14 protein-coding genes are annotated in these 18,344 nt (G+C 44.5%); 7 read left to right on the forward strand and 7 right to left on the reverse strand.

Annotated features, from left to right (window positions below; genetic code table 11):
- The first annotated feature begins 46 nt into the window (after positions 1-46).
- Positions 47-994, forward strand: a complete 948-nt coding sequence (locus ACZIX4_RS03555; RefSeq protein WP_463334235.1) for a phosphoribosylaminoimidazolesuccinocarboxamide synthase — start codon at positions 47-49, stop codon at positions 992-994.
- A gap of 112 nt (positions 995-1,106) precedes the next feature.
- Here the strand turns inward: ACZIX4_RS03555 and ACZIX4_RS03560 are convergent, their stop codons facing one another.
- From ACZIX4_RS03560 to ACZIX4_RS03570, 3 genes are all read right to left on the reverse strand, one after another.
- Positions 1,107-2,282 (reverse strand): THUMP-like domain-containing protein, encoded by a 1,176-nt coding sequence (locus ACZIX4_RS03560; RefSeq protein ID WP_463334236.1) that lies wholly within the window; start codon positions 2,280-2,282, stop codon positions 1,107-1,109.
- A 2-nt stretch (positions 2,283-2,284) separates the two neighbouring features.
- The gene (locus ACZIX4_RS03565; protein ID WP_463334237.1) at positions 2,285-3,367 is read right to left on the reverse strand and encodes an AI-2E family transporter; all 1,083 of its coding nucleotides are present in this window, start codon (positions 3,365-3,367) and stop codon (positions 2,285-2,287) included.
- 191 nt (positions 3,368-3,558) lie between these two features.
- Complete coding sequence (locus tag ACZIX4_RS03570) at positions 3,559-4,197, reverse strand: DUF4159 domain-containing protein (protein ID WP_463334238.1); 639 nt, start codon at positions 4,195-4,197, stop codon at positions 3,559-3,561.
- A 75-nt stretch (positions 4,198-4,272) separates the two neighbouring features.
- Between ACZIX4_RS03570 and ACZIX4_RS03575 the strand changes: the two genes are divergently transcribed.
- Entirely contained in the window at positions 4,273-5,067 is a 795-nt protein-coding gene (locus ACZIX4_RS03575) for a ThuA domain-containing protein (RefSeq protein ID WP_463334239.1), read from the forward strand.
- Between the two features lie 6 nt (positions 5,068-5,073).
- Here ACZIX4_RS03575 and ACZIX4_RS03580 read toward each other — a convergent pair whose 3' ends face one another.
- Positions 5,074-5,781 carry a 16S rRNA (uracil(1498)-N(3))-methyltransferase gene (locus tag ACZIX4_RS03580; RefSeq protein ID WP_463334240.1) on the reverse strand — a complete coding sequence of 236 codons (708 nt, stop codon included), beginning with the start codon at positions 5,779-5,781 and terminating at the stop codon, positions 5,074-5,076.
- Positions 5,781-6,803 (reverse strand): tRNA (adenosine(37)-N6)-threonylcarbamoyltransferase complex transferase subunit TsaD, encoded by a 1,023-nt coding sequence (tsaD, locus tag ACZIX4_RS03585; protein ID WP_463334241.1) that lies wholly within the window; start codon positions 6,801-6,803, stop codon positions 5,781-5,783. Before tsaD ends, ACZIX4_RS03580 begins: the two co-directional genes overlap by 1 nt.
- Positions 6,804-6,897: 94 nt before the next feature.
- Between tsaD and ACZIX4_RS03590 the strand changes: the two genes are divergently transcribed.
- From ACZIX4_RS03590 to ACZIX4_RS03610, 5 genes are all read left to right on the forward strand, one after another.
- Positions 6,898-11,436, forward strand: a complete 4,539-nt coding sequence (locus tag ACZIX4_RS03590; protein WP_463334242.1) for a translocation/assembly module TamB domain-containing protein — start codon at positions 6,898-6,900, stop codon at positions 11,434-11,436.
- 207 nt (positions 11,437-11,643) lie between these two features.
- Entirely contained in the window at positions 11,644-12,630 is a 987-nt protein-coding gene (pfkA, locus tag ACZIX4_RS03595; protein ID WP_463334243.1) for a 6-phosphofructokinase, read from the forward strand.
- Positions 12,631-12,667: 37 nt separating this feature from the next.
- Entirely contained in the window at positions 12,668-13,669 is a 1,002-nt protein-coding gene (gene gap / locus ACZIX4_RS03600; protein WP_463334244.1) for a type I glyceraldehyde-3-phosphate dehydrogenase, read from the forward strand.
- Positions 13,670-13,798: 129 nt separating this feature from the next.
- Complete coding sequence (locus ACZIX4_RS03605; protein ID WP_463334245.1) at positions 13,799-14,647, forward strand: N-acetylglucosamine kinase; 849 nt, start codon at positions 13,799-13,801, stop codon at positions 14,645-14,647.
- Between the two features lie 16 nt (positions 14,648-14,663).
- A complete protein-coding gene (locus tag ACZIX4_RS03610) occupies positions 14,664-15,026 on the forward strand; it encodes a methylglyoxal synthase (protein ID WP_463334246.1) in 363 nt (120 codons plus the stop codon).
- Positions 15,027-15,103: 77 nt separating this feature from the next.
- On the opposite strand, the gene ACZIX4_RS03615 is transcribed toward ACZIX4_RS03610, so the two are convergent.
- Entirely contained in the window at positions 15,104-15,481 is a 378-nt protein-coding gene (locus ACZIX4_RS03615) for a RidA family protein (RefSeq protein ID WP_463334247.1), read from the reverse strand.
- A gap of 68 nt (positions 15,482-15,549) precedes the next feature.
- Entirely contained in the window at positions 15,550-18,252 is a 2,703-nt protein-coding gene (locus ACZIX4_RS03620) for a putative LPS assembly protein LptD (RefSeq protein ID WP_463334248.1), read from the reverse strand.
- Between the last annotated feature and the right edge of the window lie 92 nt (positions 18,253-18,344).

The following is an 18,344-nucleotide window of genomic DNA, read 5'->3' on the forward strand; positions in this document are numbered from 1 at the left end:
TAACTTTCTTATTTTTGCACCTCAATACTAAACAGCAAACAACACGATGAATACCATCACTACAACAAACTTTAACTTCCCGGGCCAGAAATCGGTTTACCGTGGTAAGGTGCGCGAAGTTTATAATATTAACGATGAGCTGCTGGTTATGGTGGCTACAGACAGGCTTAGTGCTTTTGATGTAGTTATGCCAAAAGGCATTCCGTACAAAGGACAGATACTAAACCAGATTGCTACTAAATTTATGCGCCTTACTGAGGATATCGTGCCTAACTGGCTTATAGATACCCCGGACCCTAACGTTGCTGTAGGCCACCTGTGCGAACCATTTAAGGTAGAGATGGTGATACGCGGTTACCTTAGCGGGCACGCTGTACGCGAGTATGCTGCCGGTAAGCGTGTGCTGTGTGGCGTAGAGCTTGTAGAAGGCCTTAAGGAGAACGATAAATTCCCTGCGCCGATAATTACCCCTACGACTAAAGCTGATAACGGCGAGCACGATATGGACATCAGCCGCGAGGACATCCTTACCAAAGGTATTGTAAGCGAGGAAGATTACCTGGTGCTTGAAAAATATACCCGTGCATTGTTTCAGCGTGGTACTGAGATTGCAGCTTCACGCGGGCTGATTTTGGTGGATACCAAGTACGAATTTGGTAAAACCAAAGACGGCAAGATTGTTCTTATCGACGAAATCCACACGCCGGATTCATCGCGTTATTTTTATGCTGAAGGTTACCAGGAGCGCCAAAACACAGGCGAGGAGCAAAAGCAGCTGAGCAAGGAGTTTGTACGCCGCTGGCTTATAGAAAATGGTTTCCAGGGTAAGGAAGGGCAGCAAATCCCTGACATGACCGATGCATACATTGAAACGGTATCTGACCGTTATATAGAACTTTACGAAAACATCATTGGTGAGAAATTCGCGAAAGCTGATATTACTGATATTAATGCCCGTATTGAGAAAAACGTAGTTGCGTTTTTGAGTAAATAAAGATTACCATCCGGTCCGTCATTGCGAGGAACGAAGCAATCTCATCATTGTAAAGTGAAAAACTAACTTTATAAGATTGCTTCGTCGTACCTCCTCGCAATGACAGCGCCGGTTACACTTTCCGGCAAACCAGTACCGTTTTTTCCCCGTCTTTATTCGTGGTGAAAAACGTATACACATCGCCGCCATCTTTAATTTTCCACTTTTTGAGCAATTCTTCTGTCTTTAACGGAAAATTACGAACGGTAACATTCATCTTTTTACCCTCAATATACAGCTTCATTTCTGCTTTACCATACGGCAGTATTTGCTGTACCTCAAACCTGCGGCCTGCAAAATCCACCAGCTTATCTGAAGTATACAGTTGCGAATGTGCATGCAGCTTAGCCAGTTTATAATGCGTAGCCACTGCACCAAAAGCCCCCGATTTCATAATGGCGCTGTTCGGTTCGTACAGGTAAGTAAGGGGCAGGCTCAGCGGGGCTAACTCCTCATTGCCGTATTGGGCTTCAAATATATTCTCGCCGTCTTTATTAAGGTCGGCAGCAATAAGCATGGGAGCATCATTGTAACCTTTTTCCAGCAGCCACAGTAGTTCCTTTACTTCATTGTTTACGGCTACGATGTGTATGGCCTTAACGGAATGCAGTTCACCAAGTCCGGCCGAAATATCCAGCAGGGGCGCTGTTTTTATCATTACATTTTTAGAATACGTAAAATAACGGTCCAGTAGTTCCGGCACGTTCGGAAGGCAGTCGGCCAGCATAAAGACTTTGCCTTTGGCTTCATTGCGCCGTGAGGGGTCTATGTAAATCCAGTCCCAATGCTTATCTGAAAGCTCCAGTGTTTCCAGGCTGTCACCGGGCAGGCACTGGATGTTATCGGCACCCAGTACAATAAAGTTATGTTTAGCAATAGCCGAAAGTTCAAGATTCAGTTCGCAGTGGGTAACATGGTTTACCGCTTTCGAAAAGTAATAATCGTCAATCCCGAAACCACCGGTCAGGTCAATAAGGCTTCCGCCGGAAACCAGGTTGGCTTTGTATTGCGCCGCAGTTTCAGACGATGTTTGCTCTACCGAGATTTTAGACGGGTAAATAATATCCTCTGTGCCAAACCACGTAGGCAGTTTGTCCTTTGCCTTTTGCCGTGCGGCTATCTGGTTCAGTACCTCTGTCCAGGGCAGGGCAGGGAACGGATTTTTTTGCAGCGCGAGTTTCTTTACATCATCATTCGTGTGCTCGCGTATGTAGGCTTGTATTTCGGGTTGCAGTAGGGCGCTCAGCAAGGTTACAGGTCTTTAGTAAGTATTTTTACCACAGGGTTTTCCGGGAAAAACTCCTTGGCTATGATTTTTAGTGTAGTGTACATCGGTATGGCTATAATCATGCCCAGTATCCCGAAGGTAAAACCGCTGATAAGCACCACTATAAATATTTCCAGCGGGTGCGAATTGGTACTGTTACTGAAGATAAGCGGCGATGTAATGTTGTTGTCTATAAACTGTGCGGCACAGTAACCGATGAATACATACAGCGTAGTGCTGAACATATCGCCCTGGGTTTCGGGGCCTATGTGTCCCAGCAGGGTAAGTATTACTACCAGTGCGGTAGAAATGATAGGGCCAATGTACGGTATGATGTTTAGGAATGCTGTGATAAGCGCAATTACAAAGGCATTTTGCACCCCGAAGATAAGCAGTACTATAAGGTACAGTACAAATAGTATCGACATCTGTATGATAAGCCCTATGAAATAACGGCTCAGCATTTCGTTTACCTTATCTATAGAGTGCAGGATTTTTTCCTCGTGTGCATCGGGCAATAGCTTTTTGGCACTTTTGGTGAATAACAGTCGGTCTTTCAGGAAAAAGAACGTAATGAACATTACCGAAGCCAGCCCCATACCGAAACCGCTAAGCACCCCTAAAACAGAGTTGAGGAAAGCCGGTATAATATTGAAATCTATTTTAGATGTCAGCTTAGAGTCCTTTATCATTTTTTGGGTGTCAATACCGAAGTAGCTGTCTATCTGGGCAATTACATGGTTGAAATCGCCTTCGAGTTGTTTAGTATCCAGTAGCGAAAGGTTTTCGCTTTGGCTTACAATAAGCGGTACAAACATCATGATGAAGCCTGCGAGTATCAGTATAAAAAACACCAACGTGCTTATAACCGCCAGTATGTGTGGGAATTTCAGCTTGGTTTTCAGGAACCTTACAATAGGGCCTGCTATAAGGGTAAGTATAAGCGATACAAAAAGATATATTAATACCGTTTGTATGCTGTACAAAAACATGAGCAGTACGTATACGCCCGCAAGTATAAAAACGGCGCGGAGTAAGCCGTTTGCTATAGTTTTACTGGTTACCATGGGTGTTAAAATTTTGATTTTAGGCACTCCGAAAGTATGAAAAATTTTACTAAAACTGCGAGGGCTTTAATATAAGATTATGAGTTACGGTAATGCGGTTATTTGGTTATACGGTTATTCGAAAGGTGTTTCGAAGTCTGTATTACGTCTTGTTGAATACGAATAACCAAATGACCCTATCACCGAATCACCTAAAAATTAAACGCATAATTCAGTATGTTGGCACCCATCCTCAGTGCTTTGGTCCGTACTTCAACAGGGTCGTTGTGTACTTCTTTGTCTTCCCAGCCGTCGCCAAGGTCGGTTTCGTGGGTATAGAGCAGTACCAGCCTGCCTTCTGCGAAAATGCCCCAGGTATCAGGAGCCTTACCGTCGTGTTCGTGGATTTTCGGCATGCCCTGCGGAAAGGCAAACGGGCCTTTAAAAATCTCATGGCTTACGGGCACGCGCACCAGCTCCTTATCGGGGAAAATACGTTTTATTTCGCGGCGGATGTACTCATCCATACCGTAGTTATCGTCTATATGCAGGAACCCGCCCGATGTAAGGTAGTTGCGCAGGTTGGTAATATCATTATCACTAAAAACTACATTGCCGTGGCCTGTCATGTGTACAAAGGCATACGAAAACAAATCAGGGCTACCGGCTTCTACTACCGATGTTTTGGCGTTTATTTTAGTGCCGATGTTCTGGTTACAGAATTTGGCCAGGTTAGGCAGCGAGGTAGGGTTACCGTACCAGTCGCCACCGCCTGAGTATTTCAGTACGGCGATTTCCTGTGCCGATGTAAGCAGGGGCAGGGCAAGGAGTATATAGAGCAGTTTTTTCATTAATTTTACCAATAGGTTTTATGTTGTAAATATAATAAACCTTAAACGGAAACAGTAACCATCACCTTATTATAAATGCGAAAAATATACATTTTAAAATGCTTGCTGCTTTTCGGGCTGCTAAGTACAACGCTTATGAATGCCCAGCAATTTAAGGCATTGGTATTTACCGAAACGAAAGACTACCATCATGAATCTATAGCTGCGGGTATAAAAGCGATACGCCAGTTGGCCGAGCGTAATTATTTTGTGGCCGACCTTCAGCAGGAATCTGAAAAGATAACGTATGACAAGCTGAAACAGTATGACGTAATTATATTTTTAAGCACTACCGGCGATATTTTTACCGATGACGAAAAAGCTGCCATACAAAAGTTTATACGCTCGGGTAAAGGTTTTGTGGGCATACACGCGGCGGCTTGTACCGAGTACAACTGGGAGTGGTACACACAGCTTTTGGGCAGGATGTTTTACATCCACCCCGAGCAGCAGACGGCGATGCTGAAGTTTGCCGACCGGAAATTCCCGGGGCTGGAGCATTTCCCGGAGCAAATGCGATGGACGGATGAATGGTATCAGTTCAGTAAAGATAAATCAGGTAACCTGCATACGCTGGTTTTAGTGGATGAGGCAACCTACAACCCTGATGCCGTATGGAAAAATGCAGATAAGGATGCAAACGGAAAAGTTGTTGATAAAGTAGCCCACGGCATGGGCAAAAACCACCCGATAGCATGGTACCATGAGTTTGACGGGGGCAGGGCCTTTTATACCGCCCTTGGGCACAACGATTCTGCCTACAGTAACCAATGGTTTTTAGACCATATTTACGGAGGTATCTACTACGCAGCTACCGGTAAAGGATTGTAATAAAAGCTATTCCTCATTTACAAATGCTACACTATGCGCTGCTACTATGGCAGCTGTTTCGGTGCGCAGGCGGGTATTGCCCAGCGAAACCGGTACGTAGCCGAGGCTTAATGCCAACTCAATTTCCTTTGTAGAAAAGTCGCCCTCGGGGCCTATCAGTATGGTTTGGGTTTCTTTTGGCGTAAGCTCGTTTTTCAGGAGCTTTTTATCGGTTTCCTCACAGTGGGCTATAAACAGTTTGCCTTCGTGCTGCTGCTTTACAAAGGTGTTGTAGGGTACAGGCTCATGTAGCACCGGCACATGGTATTGCAGTGACTGTTTCATGGCGCTTTGCAGTATCTTTTCGAAACGGTCGGCTTTAAAAACAGTGCGTTCGCTGTGCTCGCAGATTATGGGGGTAATTTCGGTAATGCCTATTTCCACAGCCTTTTCCAGGAACCATTCGTAGCGCTCGTTCATTTTGGTAGGAGCCACGGCCAGGTGCAGGCGGTAGGGCAGTGGCTCAAAATATTCGGCAGCGGTAATGCTTACTTCACAACGTTTTTCGGTAGCAAAGTTTATTGCCGATATAAACAGCCAGCCTTTACCATTGGTAATATGTATAATATCGCCCTCTTTTTTGCGGAGTACCTTTACTATATGGCGGCTTTCCTCTTTGTCAAAGACAAAAACGGTATCGCCCTGCGTAATATTTGGGTCAAAAAATAGCTGCATTACAATTCTATCCTGGCTTTACTGGTTACGGCAGCATCGTTAAACTGCTGCTCAAGGTATTTATGGTAGCCTACAATGCCTATCATGGCGGCATTATCGGTAGTGTATTCAAATTTAGGGATATAGGTTTTCCAGCCGTATTTTTTTTCGGCTTCCTTCAGCGTAGTACGAATACCGCTGTTAGCTGAAACCCCGCCACCTATAGCCACCTGCTTAATGCCGGTTTCCTTCACGGCCATTTTCAGCTTGTCCATCAGTATGTTGATGATGGTATGCTGAATGGAAGCGCAAATATCTTCCATTTGGTCCTTTACAAAATCGGGGTCTTCCTTCAGGTTTTTCTGGATGAAGTACAGTATCTGCGTCTTCAGCCCGCTAAAACTGAAGTTAAGCCCAGGCACCTGCGGCTTGGTGAACGGGTAGGCTTTTGGGTTGCCTGTTTGGGCATATTTATCAATTAAAGGACCACCCGGATAAGGCAGGCCAAGTATTTTAGCACTTTTGTCAAAGGCTTCACCCACGGCGTCGTCTGTAGTTTCGCCTATAACCTCCATACTGAAATAGCTGTCTACACGCACTATCTGTGTATGCCCGCCGCTTATGGTCATGGCCAGGAACGGGAAGGTAGGCTTATCAAAACCTTCTTCGGCTATAAAATGGGCAAGTATGTGCGCCTGCATGTGGTTTACGGCTATAAGCGGTACCTGTAGTGCCAACGCCAGTGATTTGGCAAACGAACTGCCTACAAGCAGGCTGCCCATAAGTCCCGGTCCCTGTGTAAAGGCTACGGCACAAAGCTGTTCTTTTTGTATACCGGCACGGCTCAGCGCCACGTCTACAACGGGTACTATATTCTGCTGGTGGGCACGGCTGGCCAGCTCTGGCACTACGCCGCCGTACTCTTCGTGTATCTGCTGGCGTGCCACAACATTGCTCAGTACTTTGTCGTTTATAAGTACAGCTGCGGCCGTGTCATCGCACGAACTTTCTATTGATAAGATATATTTGGGCTTTTCAGCCATAAAAGGCACAGATTTTGAGTTATAAAAAAGGGTTAAAGCAAGTTAAGGCTTTGTAAAATTTCCTACTTTTGCCGTTAACGGGACATTATGCATTTTGGAGAACAAAGTTAAGACAAATAGCCGTTTCAAAAAATTTAAAAAAATACTGCTGCGTACCCTGCTGGGACTGGTGGTGTTTTTGTTATTGACAGCTATTGCCCTTCAAATCCCTTATGTGCAAACCCGCATAGCACATTATGTTACCGAACGGATTAACAAAGACTTCGGTACCCGCATTTACATAGATAAAATGGCCATCAACGTTTTTGGCGGCGTGCGTATGGATGGCGTGCTTATACGCGACCACCATAACGATACCCTGGCCAGCGCCGATTACCTGAAAACAAACCTGCTCAGCTTTAAGCAACTCGCCAAGACTAACCTTCAGTTTGGTAAGCTTACCGCCCAAAGCCTTAACGTGCATATGAAGACGTATAAGGGCGAAACGGTAAACAGCCTTGATATTTTTATTAAAGCATTTGATAACGGCAAGCCAGGCAACGGAAAGTTCAGGCTTAATGTGGCTAACCTGTATGTGGCAGGCGGGCGTTTCAGGCTGAGTAATGAAAACAGTGCCACCACCAGGGTGCTTGATTTTACAAAACTTAGCGGGCATGTAAAGAACTTCCTTGTAAAAGGTCCGAATATTTATGGTGATATACGAAAGCTGTCGCTTAACGACCACCACGGGCTTTTTGTGCAAAACCTTATGGGCGGATTTGCCTATACCAAGAAAAATATTTCACTAAGGAATGCGGAGATAAAAACTGCCGAGAGTGAACTTAAGGGCAACCTGAAGTTTACCTTCGAGCGAAAAGACTTGCCGTATTTTGTAGATAAAGTACATACCGACTTTGATGTTACCCGTGCTGTGGTAAGCAGTAACGAGCTGAACCTGTTTTTCCCTGAATTTGGTAAAGACCAGAAATACTATCTTTCGGCACACCTTAAAGGCACGCTGAATAACTTTATACTGCACAACCTGAACCTGCTGGATGATAAAGGCACCGAAATAAGCGGCAGGGTAAATTTCCGTAACCTGTTTACCCGTACCGGCCCCGGCTTTTACATGAATGGGGACTTCAGGCGCATTACGGCGCAGTATAGCAACCTGTGCGGTATACTGCCGCGTATACTGGGGCAAAAGCTTCCGGCACAACTGGGAAGGCTGGGTGAAGTAGATATTACCGGGCATATAGTGCTTACCAAAACCGACCTGACTACAGATATGTATGTACTGAGCGGGCTGGGTGAGGCTACTGCCGACTTGGAAATTAAAGGCTTCAACAATCCTAATGAAGCGAAGTATAAGGGTACTATAGATTTGCAGAAATTTAATATCGGTGCATTTGCCGATATTAATAAAGTGGGACTTGCTACCCTGCACCTTGATGTAGACGGTAAGGGCTTCCGTAAAGAATCGCTAAATACCAGCGTTAAGGGAAATGTTACCGGTTTTGCCTATAATGGTTATAACTACAAGAACATTACCGTAGACGGTTTGTTTAAATGGCCGTATTTTAATGGGCGCCTTAACAGTAACGACCCTAACCTGCTGATGAGTTTTGACGGCCTTGTAGACATGAGCCAATACCGTAAAAACTACGATTTCCATGCGCAGGTAGACTATGCCGACCTTGCCCTGCTGAAAATCATGAAGAAAGATACGCTGTCTATATTTAAAGGCGACCTGTTGTTTGAGGCATCGGGTAACAACCTTAACGATATAGCCGGTACACTGCAAATATCAAGGCTTTCGTACCAAAACAGCCGCGACAGCTACTATTTTGAAGACTTTTTCATAGCATCCTCTTTTGATGATAATAACGAGCGTACGCTTACCATGAACTCCCAGGATATTATTGAAGGGCGTGTTACAGGTAAGTTTGACGTGTACCAGGTGCCTAAGATATTTGAGAATGGGCTTGGTAGCCTGTATGCCAACTATTCGCCCCATAAGGTGAAGAAGGGGCAGTACATGGACTATGACTTTACCATATATAATAAGATAGTAGGCATCGTGTTGCCTGAAATATCGGTAAGTAAGGATACCCACCTTAAAGGGCGTGTAAATGCCGATAAGAACGAATTTGTGGTGGCATTTAACTCGCCGGGTATAGTGGCGTATGACAACACCTTTAATAATGTAAAGCTCGACGTTAATAATAAGAACCCGCTGTACAATACCTATGTAACGGTAGACAGCATGCGGGTGAAGAACTATAAAATATCAGACTTTAACCTTATTAATGTTACCCAGCACGATACGCTGTATGTACGTACCGAGTTTAAAGGTGGTAACCGCGATAATGACGCCTACAAGCTGAACCTTTACCATACTATAGATAAAGACCGTAATTCGGTAGTGGGCTTTAAAAAATCAGAGGTCAACTTTAAGGACTTCACCTGGTTTATAAACGAGCACGATGAGCACGATAATAAAATCGTCTTTAAACGGAAAATAGACGATTTTGAACTTGATAATATTTCACTTTCGCACAACGACCAGCATGTAGAACTTAGCGGAGCTGTAAAAGGGAATACCTATAAAGACCTGCACCTGTCCTTTAACGAGGTAGACCTTAATAAGGTAACGCCGTCACTGGACAGCATCAGTTTTGGCGGAAGGCTGAACGGCGAAGTAAGCCTGAAACAGAACCGCGACGTTTTTGAACCGGCGGCTTCACTCACCATAGATACACTGCGGATAAATAAATTTGTTTTGGGCGACATGAATACGCAGGTTACCGGCGACAGGTCGTTCCGTAAATTTAACCTGAAAAGCACGATAACCCGCGATGACAATGAAACGTTTAGCACCGCAGGTAACATAGAAGTCGTAGATAAACAGACCCTATTATCGCTTGATGCAATATTTACCAATTTTGACATCAGCCCGCTTACAGTGTTCCTTAAAAATATTTTCCCTGAAATACGGGGCCGCGCTACAGGCCGGGCGGCTATAGTGGGCAATGTGCGCAAGCCTGAGATAGACGGTGTACTCTATGTAAAAGGCGGCGGTGTGAAGGTGGGCTACCTGAATACCGACTATAATTTTGAAGAAAACTCTATGGTAAACCTCACCGAAGAGAAGATTATCTTCGGGAATGTGCAGCTTACCGATACGCGTTTTAATACCAAGGCATTGCTACAGGGTGAGGTGCGGCATGATTTGTTCCGCAACTGGGCGCTGGACCTGAAAATGAGTTCAGACAATATACTGGTGCTTGATACCGAAGACCATGATGATGCATTGTACTATGGTAGGGCATTTATTAAAGGTTCGGCTAATATAAGCGGGCCTACAACCGGGCTACTCATTACCGCCGATGCACGTTCCATGCCAAATACCGAGATAAACATACCGCTGAGTAATGTGGGCAATACAAGTACCTCTACGGCTGCATTTATCCATTTCCTGAGTGAAAAGGAAAAAGAAAATATACAGAAAGGGCTGGAGCCTACTGCAAGCGGCAAGACCTTTAAGGGCCTTGAAATGCAGTTTGACCTTGTGGTAACGCCCGATGCCAAGATAAACGTAATTATAGACAAGAACAGCGGCCACGGCCTGTCATCTACCGGTAACGGTTATATGCTGTTGGGTATAAATACCCTGGGTAAATTTACTATAGATGGTGATTACCAGGTAGATAAGGGTAAATACTTCTTCAGGTACGGAGGGGTTATAGATAAGGAGTTTACGGTGAAAAAAGGCGGTGCCATAACGTGGGAGGGCGACCCTACGCGGGCAAGGCTGAACCTTGAAGCGGTATACAAAACCAATGCAAACCCGGCAGTACTGCTGGAAACCAACAGCTTTAACAGGCCCATACCTACTGAGGTGGTGATATCATTACAGGGTAGCCTGTTAAAACCCGAACCCGATTTTACCATAAACTTCCCGGGGGCAAGTTCGGTACTGAAAAGCGACCTTGACTACAGGCTCAGCGATACCGATACAAGGCAAACGCAGGCACTGGCACTGCTTTCGGGTGGTAGCTTTATAAGCCCTTCTAATGCCAGTTCGGCGGTAACGGGCAGCTTGTTTGAAAAAGCCAGCAGCCTGTTTAACGACATACTTTCCGATGGAAACGGTAAGGTTAACGTAGGTGTAAACTACGTGCAGCAAACCCGTAACCCGTATGTAGATACCAACTCGCAGATAGGTATTACACTTTCTTCGCAAATAAATGACCGTGTGAGTATTAACGGGCAGCTGGGTGTACCTGTAGGCGGCGTTAACGAAAGTGCCATTACCGGTAACATAGAAGTTAAACTGCGCATTAACGAGCCGGGTACGCTGAATGCCCGCGTGTTTAACCGCGAAAATGATATTAACTTCCTTGGGGAGGGTATTGGATATACGCAGGGCGTGGGTATTACGTATGAAGTGGACTTTAATACCATAAGCGAGCTGATGCGCAAAATATTCAGTAAGACGGAGGTTAAGAAAGATAGCGATAACAACAGTTCAGACGATTTGCCGGACAGTGAGCTGGCGCCGGACTTTATGCAGTTTGACGATACGCGCAAGAAAAAGACCGGAACCGACGAAGACCGGGAGCCTGACAATGTACCTGAACCCGACATGTAACTAATTTAGCCAAGGAATAATTTTACATTATAAAAAAAAGCAGGTAGATTTTTGAGAATTTACCTGCTTTTTAATTGTTCTTTAACATGTGTTTCAGAAAAACTTATTAACGAAAACGATTGAAAATCTGCTAAAATGATAATATAACCCAAAATTAAATGCATAAATTATATTATATTATTAATTTTACCATTCAAATACTGAAAAATGTCAAGTAAATTGAAAAGAATAGGCGTACTTACTTCAGGTGGTGATTCACCGGGTATGAATGCCGCTATACGTGCCGTAGTTCGTACATGTGCTTACCACAATATAGAATGTACGGGTATTTACAGGGGATATCAGGGTATGATAGAGGGCGATTTCAAAGAAATGGGCCCGCGTACTGTAAATAACATCATTAACAAAGGAGGAACCATCCTTAAATCTGCCCGCTCTAAAGAATTTATGACTCCCGAAGGCCGTAAAAAAGCTTACGATAACCTGGTAAAGCAGGGTATTGATGCCTTTGTGGTAATAGGGGGTAACGGTAGCTTTACCGGTGGGCTTATATTTAATGCCGAATACAATTTCCCTGTAATAGGGATTCCCGGAACTATTGATAACGACATCTACGGTACCAGCTTTACGCTTGGCTACGATACCGCACTAAACACGGTTGTAGAGGTTATTGATAAAATACGCGATACTGCCAGCTCGCACAACAGGCTTTTCTTTGTAGAGGTTATGGGCCGCGATGCAGGCCACATAGCGCTTAATGCCGGTATAGGTGCCGGTGCTGAGGAAATACTTATCCCTGAAGAGGATATGGGACTGGACAGGCTTGTAGAGTCGCTTAAGCGCAGTAAGGCTTCGGGCAAATCATCGAGCATAGTGGTGATTGCCGAAGGCGAAAGGACCGGCAAAAGCGCTTTCGAACTGAAAGAATACTTTGATGAAAATATGCCTGAGTACGATGTGCGTGTGTCTATCCTTGGCCACATGCAGCGCGGTGGCTCGCCATCTTGTTTTGACAGGGTGCTTGCCAGCAGGCTGGGCGTAAAAGCGGTAGAAGTACTGCTTGAAGGCAAATCTAACTTCATGGTGGGGCTTAGTAAGGATGAGGTTGTACTTACCCCGCTGGAGCTTGCTGTTAAAGGCAAGTCGCAAATAGATAAAGAGCTTATCAAAGTATCTGATATCGTATCTATTTAATTTCAGTAAATAAATAAACAAAAAACAATTTAGAAGAATGGCAACAGTTAAATTAGGGATAAACGGTTTCGGTAGGATTGGCCGTATCGTTTTCCGTGAAACTTTCAACAGGGATAATGTTGAGGTTGTAGCTATTAACGACCTGCTTGATGTAGATCATTTGGCTTATCTATTAAAATATGATTCAGTTCACGGCCGTTTCCAAGGTGAAGTTGAGGTTAAAGACAACCAACTTTACGTAAACGGTAAACACATAAGGGTTACTGCCGAAAAAGACCCTAAAAACCTTAAGTGGGATGAAGTAGGTGTAGACGTGGTAGCAGAATCTACCGGTATCTTCACTACAATTGAAACCGCTTCACAACACATTACAGGTGGTGCTAAGAAAGTTATCATTTCTGCCCCGTCTGCTGATGCTCCTATGTTTGTAATGGGTGTTAACCACGAAACAGCTACTGCTGACGATAAAGTGGTTTCTAATGCTTCATGTACTACAAACTGTCTTGCTCCGCTTGCTAAAGTTATCAATGATAACTTCGGTATTGTAGAAGGCCTTATGACAACTGTTCACGCTACAACATCTACCCAAATGACTGCAGACGGTCCGTCAAGGAAAGACTGGAGGGGCGGACGCGCTGCAAGCGTTAACATCATACCTTCATCTACAGGTGCTGCTAAAGCTGTAGGTAAAGTAATCCCTGCACTAAACGGTAAACTTACAGGTATGTCGTTCCGCGTTCCTACCGTAGACGTTTCTGTAGTGGACCTTACTGTAAAAGTAGCTAAAGAAACTTCTTACGAAGAAATCATGGCTGTACTTAAAGCAGCTTCTGAAAACGAACTAAAAGGCATCCTTGGCTTTACTGAAGACGACGTAGTGTCTCAGGATTTCGTTTCAGACAAGCGTACCAGCATCATCGATGCTAAAGCCGGTATCGGCCTTAACTCTACATTCTTTAAGCTTGTATCTTGGTATGACAATGAGTATGGCTATTCAAGCAAACTTATTGACCTTGCTGCTCACATAGCTTCTCTGTAATTATATTATAAACATGTCCTGCATTACCTGTTAATGCGGGACATTGTCTTTTTTAAGCAGTAAGTAACCCATACTGTAACTTTTTAGTAACCCAAATTTTACTCTTACCTAACCCAAACTTGTAACACTATGAAACTACTGGTAGACAGTGGTGCCACAAAAGCAGACTGGATAGCCCTTGATGATGAGGGAAACAGGCTTTTTACCACCCAAACCCTTGGGCTTAGCCCTGAAGTTATCAATAAGGAAGAGGCCCTGGAAAGGCTGGAAGCCCGTTTTGATATTTACAATAACCGTAAGGATGTATCTAACCTGTTCTTTTACGGTGCCGGCTGCGGTACAGACAGGATGAAAACGTACATGAGCAACGTTTTTAAAGAGTTTTTCCCGAATGCTGAAGTAGTAGTTAAAGAAGACACATATGCTGCGGCATATGCTACAAACCCATCTAACGAAAAAGCTATCATCTGTATATTAGGTACAGGTTCTAACTGTAGCTATTTTGATGGTGAGCAGCTTATACAAAAAGTACAGTCACTGGGCTATATAGCTATGGACGACTGTAGCGGAAACCGTTTTGGCCGCGACCTGGTACGTGCGTACTATTTCAACAAAATGCCAAAACACCTTTCTGATAAATTTGCAGCTGAATATAACCTGGACCCGGATGTAATAAAGCACAACCTGTACAAGGAGCCAAACCCAAATGCCTACCTTGCTACGTTTGCTAAATTCCTTATCCAGAACAAGGAAGATGCATTTATTAAAACAATTATTACCGATGCTATGCAGGTATTTGTAGACAACTACATCCTTCAGTTTGACGATGCCCGCGAGGTGCCGGTTCACTTTGTAGGTTCTATTGCATTCTACCTGAAAGCTGAACTTGATGAGGTGCTTAGCGCTAATGGCCTAAAGCTGGGTAACGTATTAAGAAGGCCGATAGACGGCCTGATTGAATATCACGAGCTTAACTAATTACGACACAAATTTCATGGAAATCGCTATTATAGCCCACGACGGTATGAAAGACCGGATGGTAACATTCCTTACCGCCCATAAAGATATTTTGATTAAGGAAGATGTAAAACTTATTGCAACCGGTACTACCGGCGGCAGGGCAGAAGAAGCCGGTTTTACTGTCCGCAGGATGCTTTCGGGGCCGCTGGGTGGCGATGCGCAAATTGCAGGCCGTGTGGCTGAAGGGAAGACCGCACTGGTGCTTTTCTTTAAAGACCCGCTGAGCAGCCATGCCCATGATGCCGATATTAATATGCTGATTAGGGTTTGCGACGTGCACAACGTGCCCATAGCCACAAACCCTGCTTCAGCAGAGTTGTTTATGAAAGCTTTATAAGCTTACCATAAAGTAAAAAGAAAAAGGATAGTCCATAATAAATGGCTATCCTTTTTCTTTTTAATACTACAGAAGTACTATACCACTGCTATCATAGATATTTCTACGTTAACATCTTTTGGCAGCCTTGCTACCTGTACGGTTTCACGAGCAGGTGCAGTTTCTTCGTTTATATAGCTCCCGTATACGGTGTTTATCTTCCCGAAATCATCCATATTGCTGATGAATATAGTTGTCTTTACCACGTTTTCAAACGTAGCGCCTGCGGCTTCCAGTACGGCTTTAAGGTTTTCCATTACCTGTTTTGTTTCGGCTTCAATGGTTTCAGTAACAAGCTCGCCTGATGTGGTAAGCGGTATTTGTCCAGAGGTGTAAATGGTATTGCCTATCTGTGTAGCCTGGCTGTACGGGCCTATAGGTGCCGGAGCCTTGTCTGTGAAAATAATTTTTTTCATGGTCTTTGATGTTTAAAAAAAGCCTTGAACATTATATGTAAAAGGCTTGCATTATATTATAGTCTGTTTTACAAATTCCTGTCCGGTACCTGGCGCTTATCCCACTTGATGTCGCTCAGTACAGATGACTTAATGCCGATGAAGAAACTCCAGTACTTGTTAGTACCCATAGGTACCCAGTTGAAGTCCATACGCCAGCTGAGCAGGTCGCGTTCAAAACGCAGCTGGGTGAAGGTAACACCCTTCTGTACAAAGTCATAACCCGAAGAGAAGCCCATTTTCCATCGTGATGTCAGGTCAAGGTTGCCCGACATCATCAGTGAGCTGCTGGCTATCTTGCTTTCGCGGTCGTCATTAGTATAGGTGAGGGAGTAGGCCAGCTTTAAATCCCAGGGGAGTTCGGCGTTATAAAATTTACTGCCTGATTTTTTCTTCTCCTTGCCTTCGGGGTCTTCCTCTTCTTCGTCAAACATACTTTTCCGCTGGTCGGTCATGTCAGTTGCGGTACCAAAAAGGTCGTCGGTACGGCCACCGTTGCGGGCAGTCTGGCTGTCTTTGTTTTTATCGCTGCTATCGTCTTTGCTGGAGAACGAATAGTTCAGCGTTATGTTAGCGCTGGTAAGCCTGAAAAGGCTTCCGCCGTTGTCTATGTTGTACATGTTAATGCGGTTACCGGCGTTGTCCAGTGCATACGGATCGAGCGTGGTACCGAAGTTAATGTTCATTTTATTCTTAAATACCGTGGTACCACCCGTAACACGAACCGGCGACCATGCAAGCGAGTCGGCAGCCATGTTGTAGCTGGTGCTAAAGTTAAGGTTGTTCAGCAGCATTACTTTTTTAGGCTCTGTGGCTTTTTCGTCGTCATCGCGTACTTTGGCTTCAAAGGTGTTGTTTACCGCCATGCCTATGTTGTTACTATAGCTCTTGCCGGGTGCACCGTAGAGGCCGCCTTCAAAGCGGGTGTAATCGGCATATTTAGTGCCCGATGCATCGAGCTGGTAGGTGTCATAATACTGGTCAAAGCTTGGTGTATAACTGTACGAAACCGATGGGCGTATTACGTGGCGTATGGCTTGTATCTTTTTATCTTCGCCAAAGTTAAACGTACCGTACACGGTAGTACCTATGCTTGATGAGAAGTTGTAGGTACGGAAAGCATCAAACCCTTTAACATCGGTAGTAACTACTTCATTAAGGGTAGGGTTATATTGCTTGTCTATGGTGTTCATCACCCAGGTTTCCTGGTAGTTTGTACTTGCCGAAACGCTGAAATACCTGAACACTTTAAAGTTAGTACTTAGCGGTATGCTGTGCTGGAAACCCGTTTTTGCATCGCGGAACATCTCGGGCTTAAAGAACAACGAATCGTAAGTGGCTATCCTGTTTTCACCACGCAGGTTGTATTGCAGGTTCAGGTTTTTTATAAGGCCTTTTTTAGGTTCGTCTGCCTTTGCAAACGGGAAAATACGGTCTACGCTGGCCTGCAGGGTAGGCAGGGTCATGTTTATGGCCTGTGTGTTGGTGTTTTGGCTGTGCGTGGCACTTAGCGACATATTCACCTGCGGTACCGTCTGGAAGGTCTTGGAATACGATATAGACGATTGCAGCGTGTTGTTAAGGCTGGCGCCAATGTTAGCCGTGTTAAGCGACTGCCTGAAGTATTTACTGGAACCCATATTCACACTTGCAGAAAAACGCGAATTAGGATTCGACTTACTGTCTTGGTTGTGCGACCACTGTATGTTATAGTTGCGTGCCTTGGTATAATCAGGAAGGCCGCGTTCACTGCTTATAAGGTTTTCAAAACGCACGTTTACGTTACCGCTGAATTTGTAGCGCTTGGAATAACTGCTTTGCCCCCGAAGGCCATAACTGCCGTTAGTGTAGTAATCACCGGTAACCGTAAGGTCGTAGTAATCGCCCAGTGCAAAGTAATATCCGCCGTTTTGCAGGAAATACCCGCGTGAATTACTGTCACCATATGACGGCACTATAAATCCTGATTCTGCTTTGTCGCTCATCGGGAAAAAAGCAAACGGTAACCCCAGCGGCGTAGGTACATCGGCTATCCACATGTTGGTAGGGCCTACCACTACTTTTTCGCCGGGAACAAACTTTATTTTATTAGTATAAAAATAATATTCGGGTTTGTCTATGTTAGTAGACGTGGTAAACTTGGCACCACGCATAAAATAAACCGAGTCGTTTTCTTTTTTGGTAATTTCCGCCTTAATCCTGAACTCACCCTGGTCGCTGCGGGAGTTCCACACACGGGCTTTTTTGGTTTTTGTATTAAAGTGGATGGAGTCGGCCTCTATAACATTAGAACCTTGTTTAAAATATGGAAATTGGCTGTACTTTCCGGTGCTGTCTTTTACGCGCCCGGCAAAAACCTCGTCTGTATCATACTTCATTACAATGATACCGGCTTTCAGCTCCATATCACTCATTTGTATGTAGGCGTTGTTGTATAAGGTGAGTTCCTTTTTGCGCTGGTCCAGCTTTTCATAGTCGTCTGCAGAGCGTTTTACTATGGCATCAAGGCCCTTTTTTTGTTTTTTAACTGTGTCGTTAACAGCTACTTTGGTAGTGTCAAGAGGCTTTGCCGTTTCTGCTTCGGTGTTGTTCTCTTTTTTAGCAGGTGCAGGCTGTTCTACAGTACGCTTTATGCCACGCTGGTTCCTCCTGCCTTCCTGTGCATGCACTTTACCAAGCCCTACTGTTAGGAAAATTGCTGATAAAACGATATGAAATAAGTTTGTGCGCAATGGTTTTAATACTAATTTTGTAACAGTATGGCTCATTTTTTGGAGTGTCAAACATACGATATTTTTGGCAAACTCACCACTAAATGTAACTA

It is taken from the genome of Flavobacterium niveum, assembly GCF_055231775.1.

Excerpts from the sequence above, each read along its gene's own strand:
- ACZIX4_RS03570 (WP_463334238.1), bottom strand. The coding sequence starts at position 4,197 with ATGAAAAAACTGCTCTATATACTCCTTGCCCTGCCCCTGCTTACATCG.
- ACZIX4_RS03610 (WP_463334246.1), top strand. The coding sequence starts at position 14,664 with ATGGAAATCGCTATTATAGCCCACGACGGTATGAAAGACCGGATGGTA.
- ACZIX4_RS03555 (WP_463334235.1), top strand. The coding sequence starts at position 47 with ATGAATACCATCACTACAACAAACTTTAACTTCCCGGGCCAGAAATCG.
- ACZIX4_RS03605 (WP_463334245.1), top strand. The coding sequence starts at position 13,799 with ATGAAACTACTGGTAGACAGTGGTGCCACAAAAGCAGACTGGATAGCC.
- gap (WP_463334244.1), top strand. The coding sequence starts at position 12,668 with ATGGCAACAGTTAAATTAGGGATAAACGGTTTCGGTAGGATTGGCCGT.
- ACZIX4_RS03580 (WP_463334240.1), bottom strand. The coding sequence starts at position 5,781 with ATGCAGCTATTTTTTGACCCAAATATTACGCAGGGCGATACCGTTTTT.
- tsaD (WP_463334241.1), bottom strand. The coding sequence starts at position 6,803 with ATGGCTGAAAAGCCCAAATATATCTTATCAATAGAAAGTTCGTGCGAT.
- pfkA (WP_463334243.1), top strand. The coding sequence starts at position 11,644 with ATGTCAAGTAAATTGAAAAGAATAGGCGTACTTACTTCAGGTGGTGAT.
- ACZIX4_RS03575 (WP_463334239.1), top strand. The coding sequence starts at position 4,273 with ATGCGAAAAATATACATTTTAAAATGCTTGCTGCTTTTCGGGCTGCTA.
- ACZIX4_RS03565 (WP_463334237.1), bottom strand. The coding sequence starts at position 3,367 with ATGGTAACCAGTAAAACTATAGCAAACGGCTTACTCCGCGCCGTTTTT.
- ACZIX4_RS03615 (WP_463334247.1), bottom strand. The coding sequence starts at position 15,481 with ATGAAAAAAATTATTTTCACAGACAAGGCTCCGGCACCTATAGGCCCG.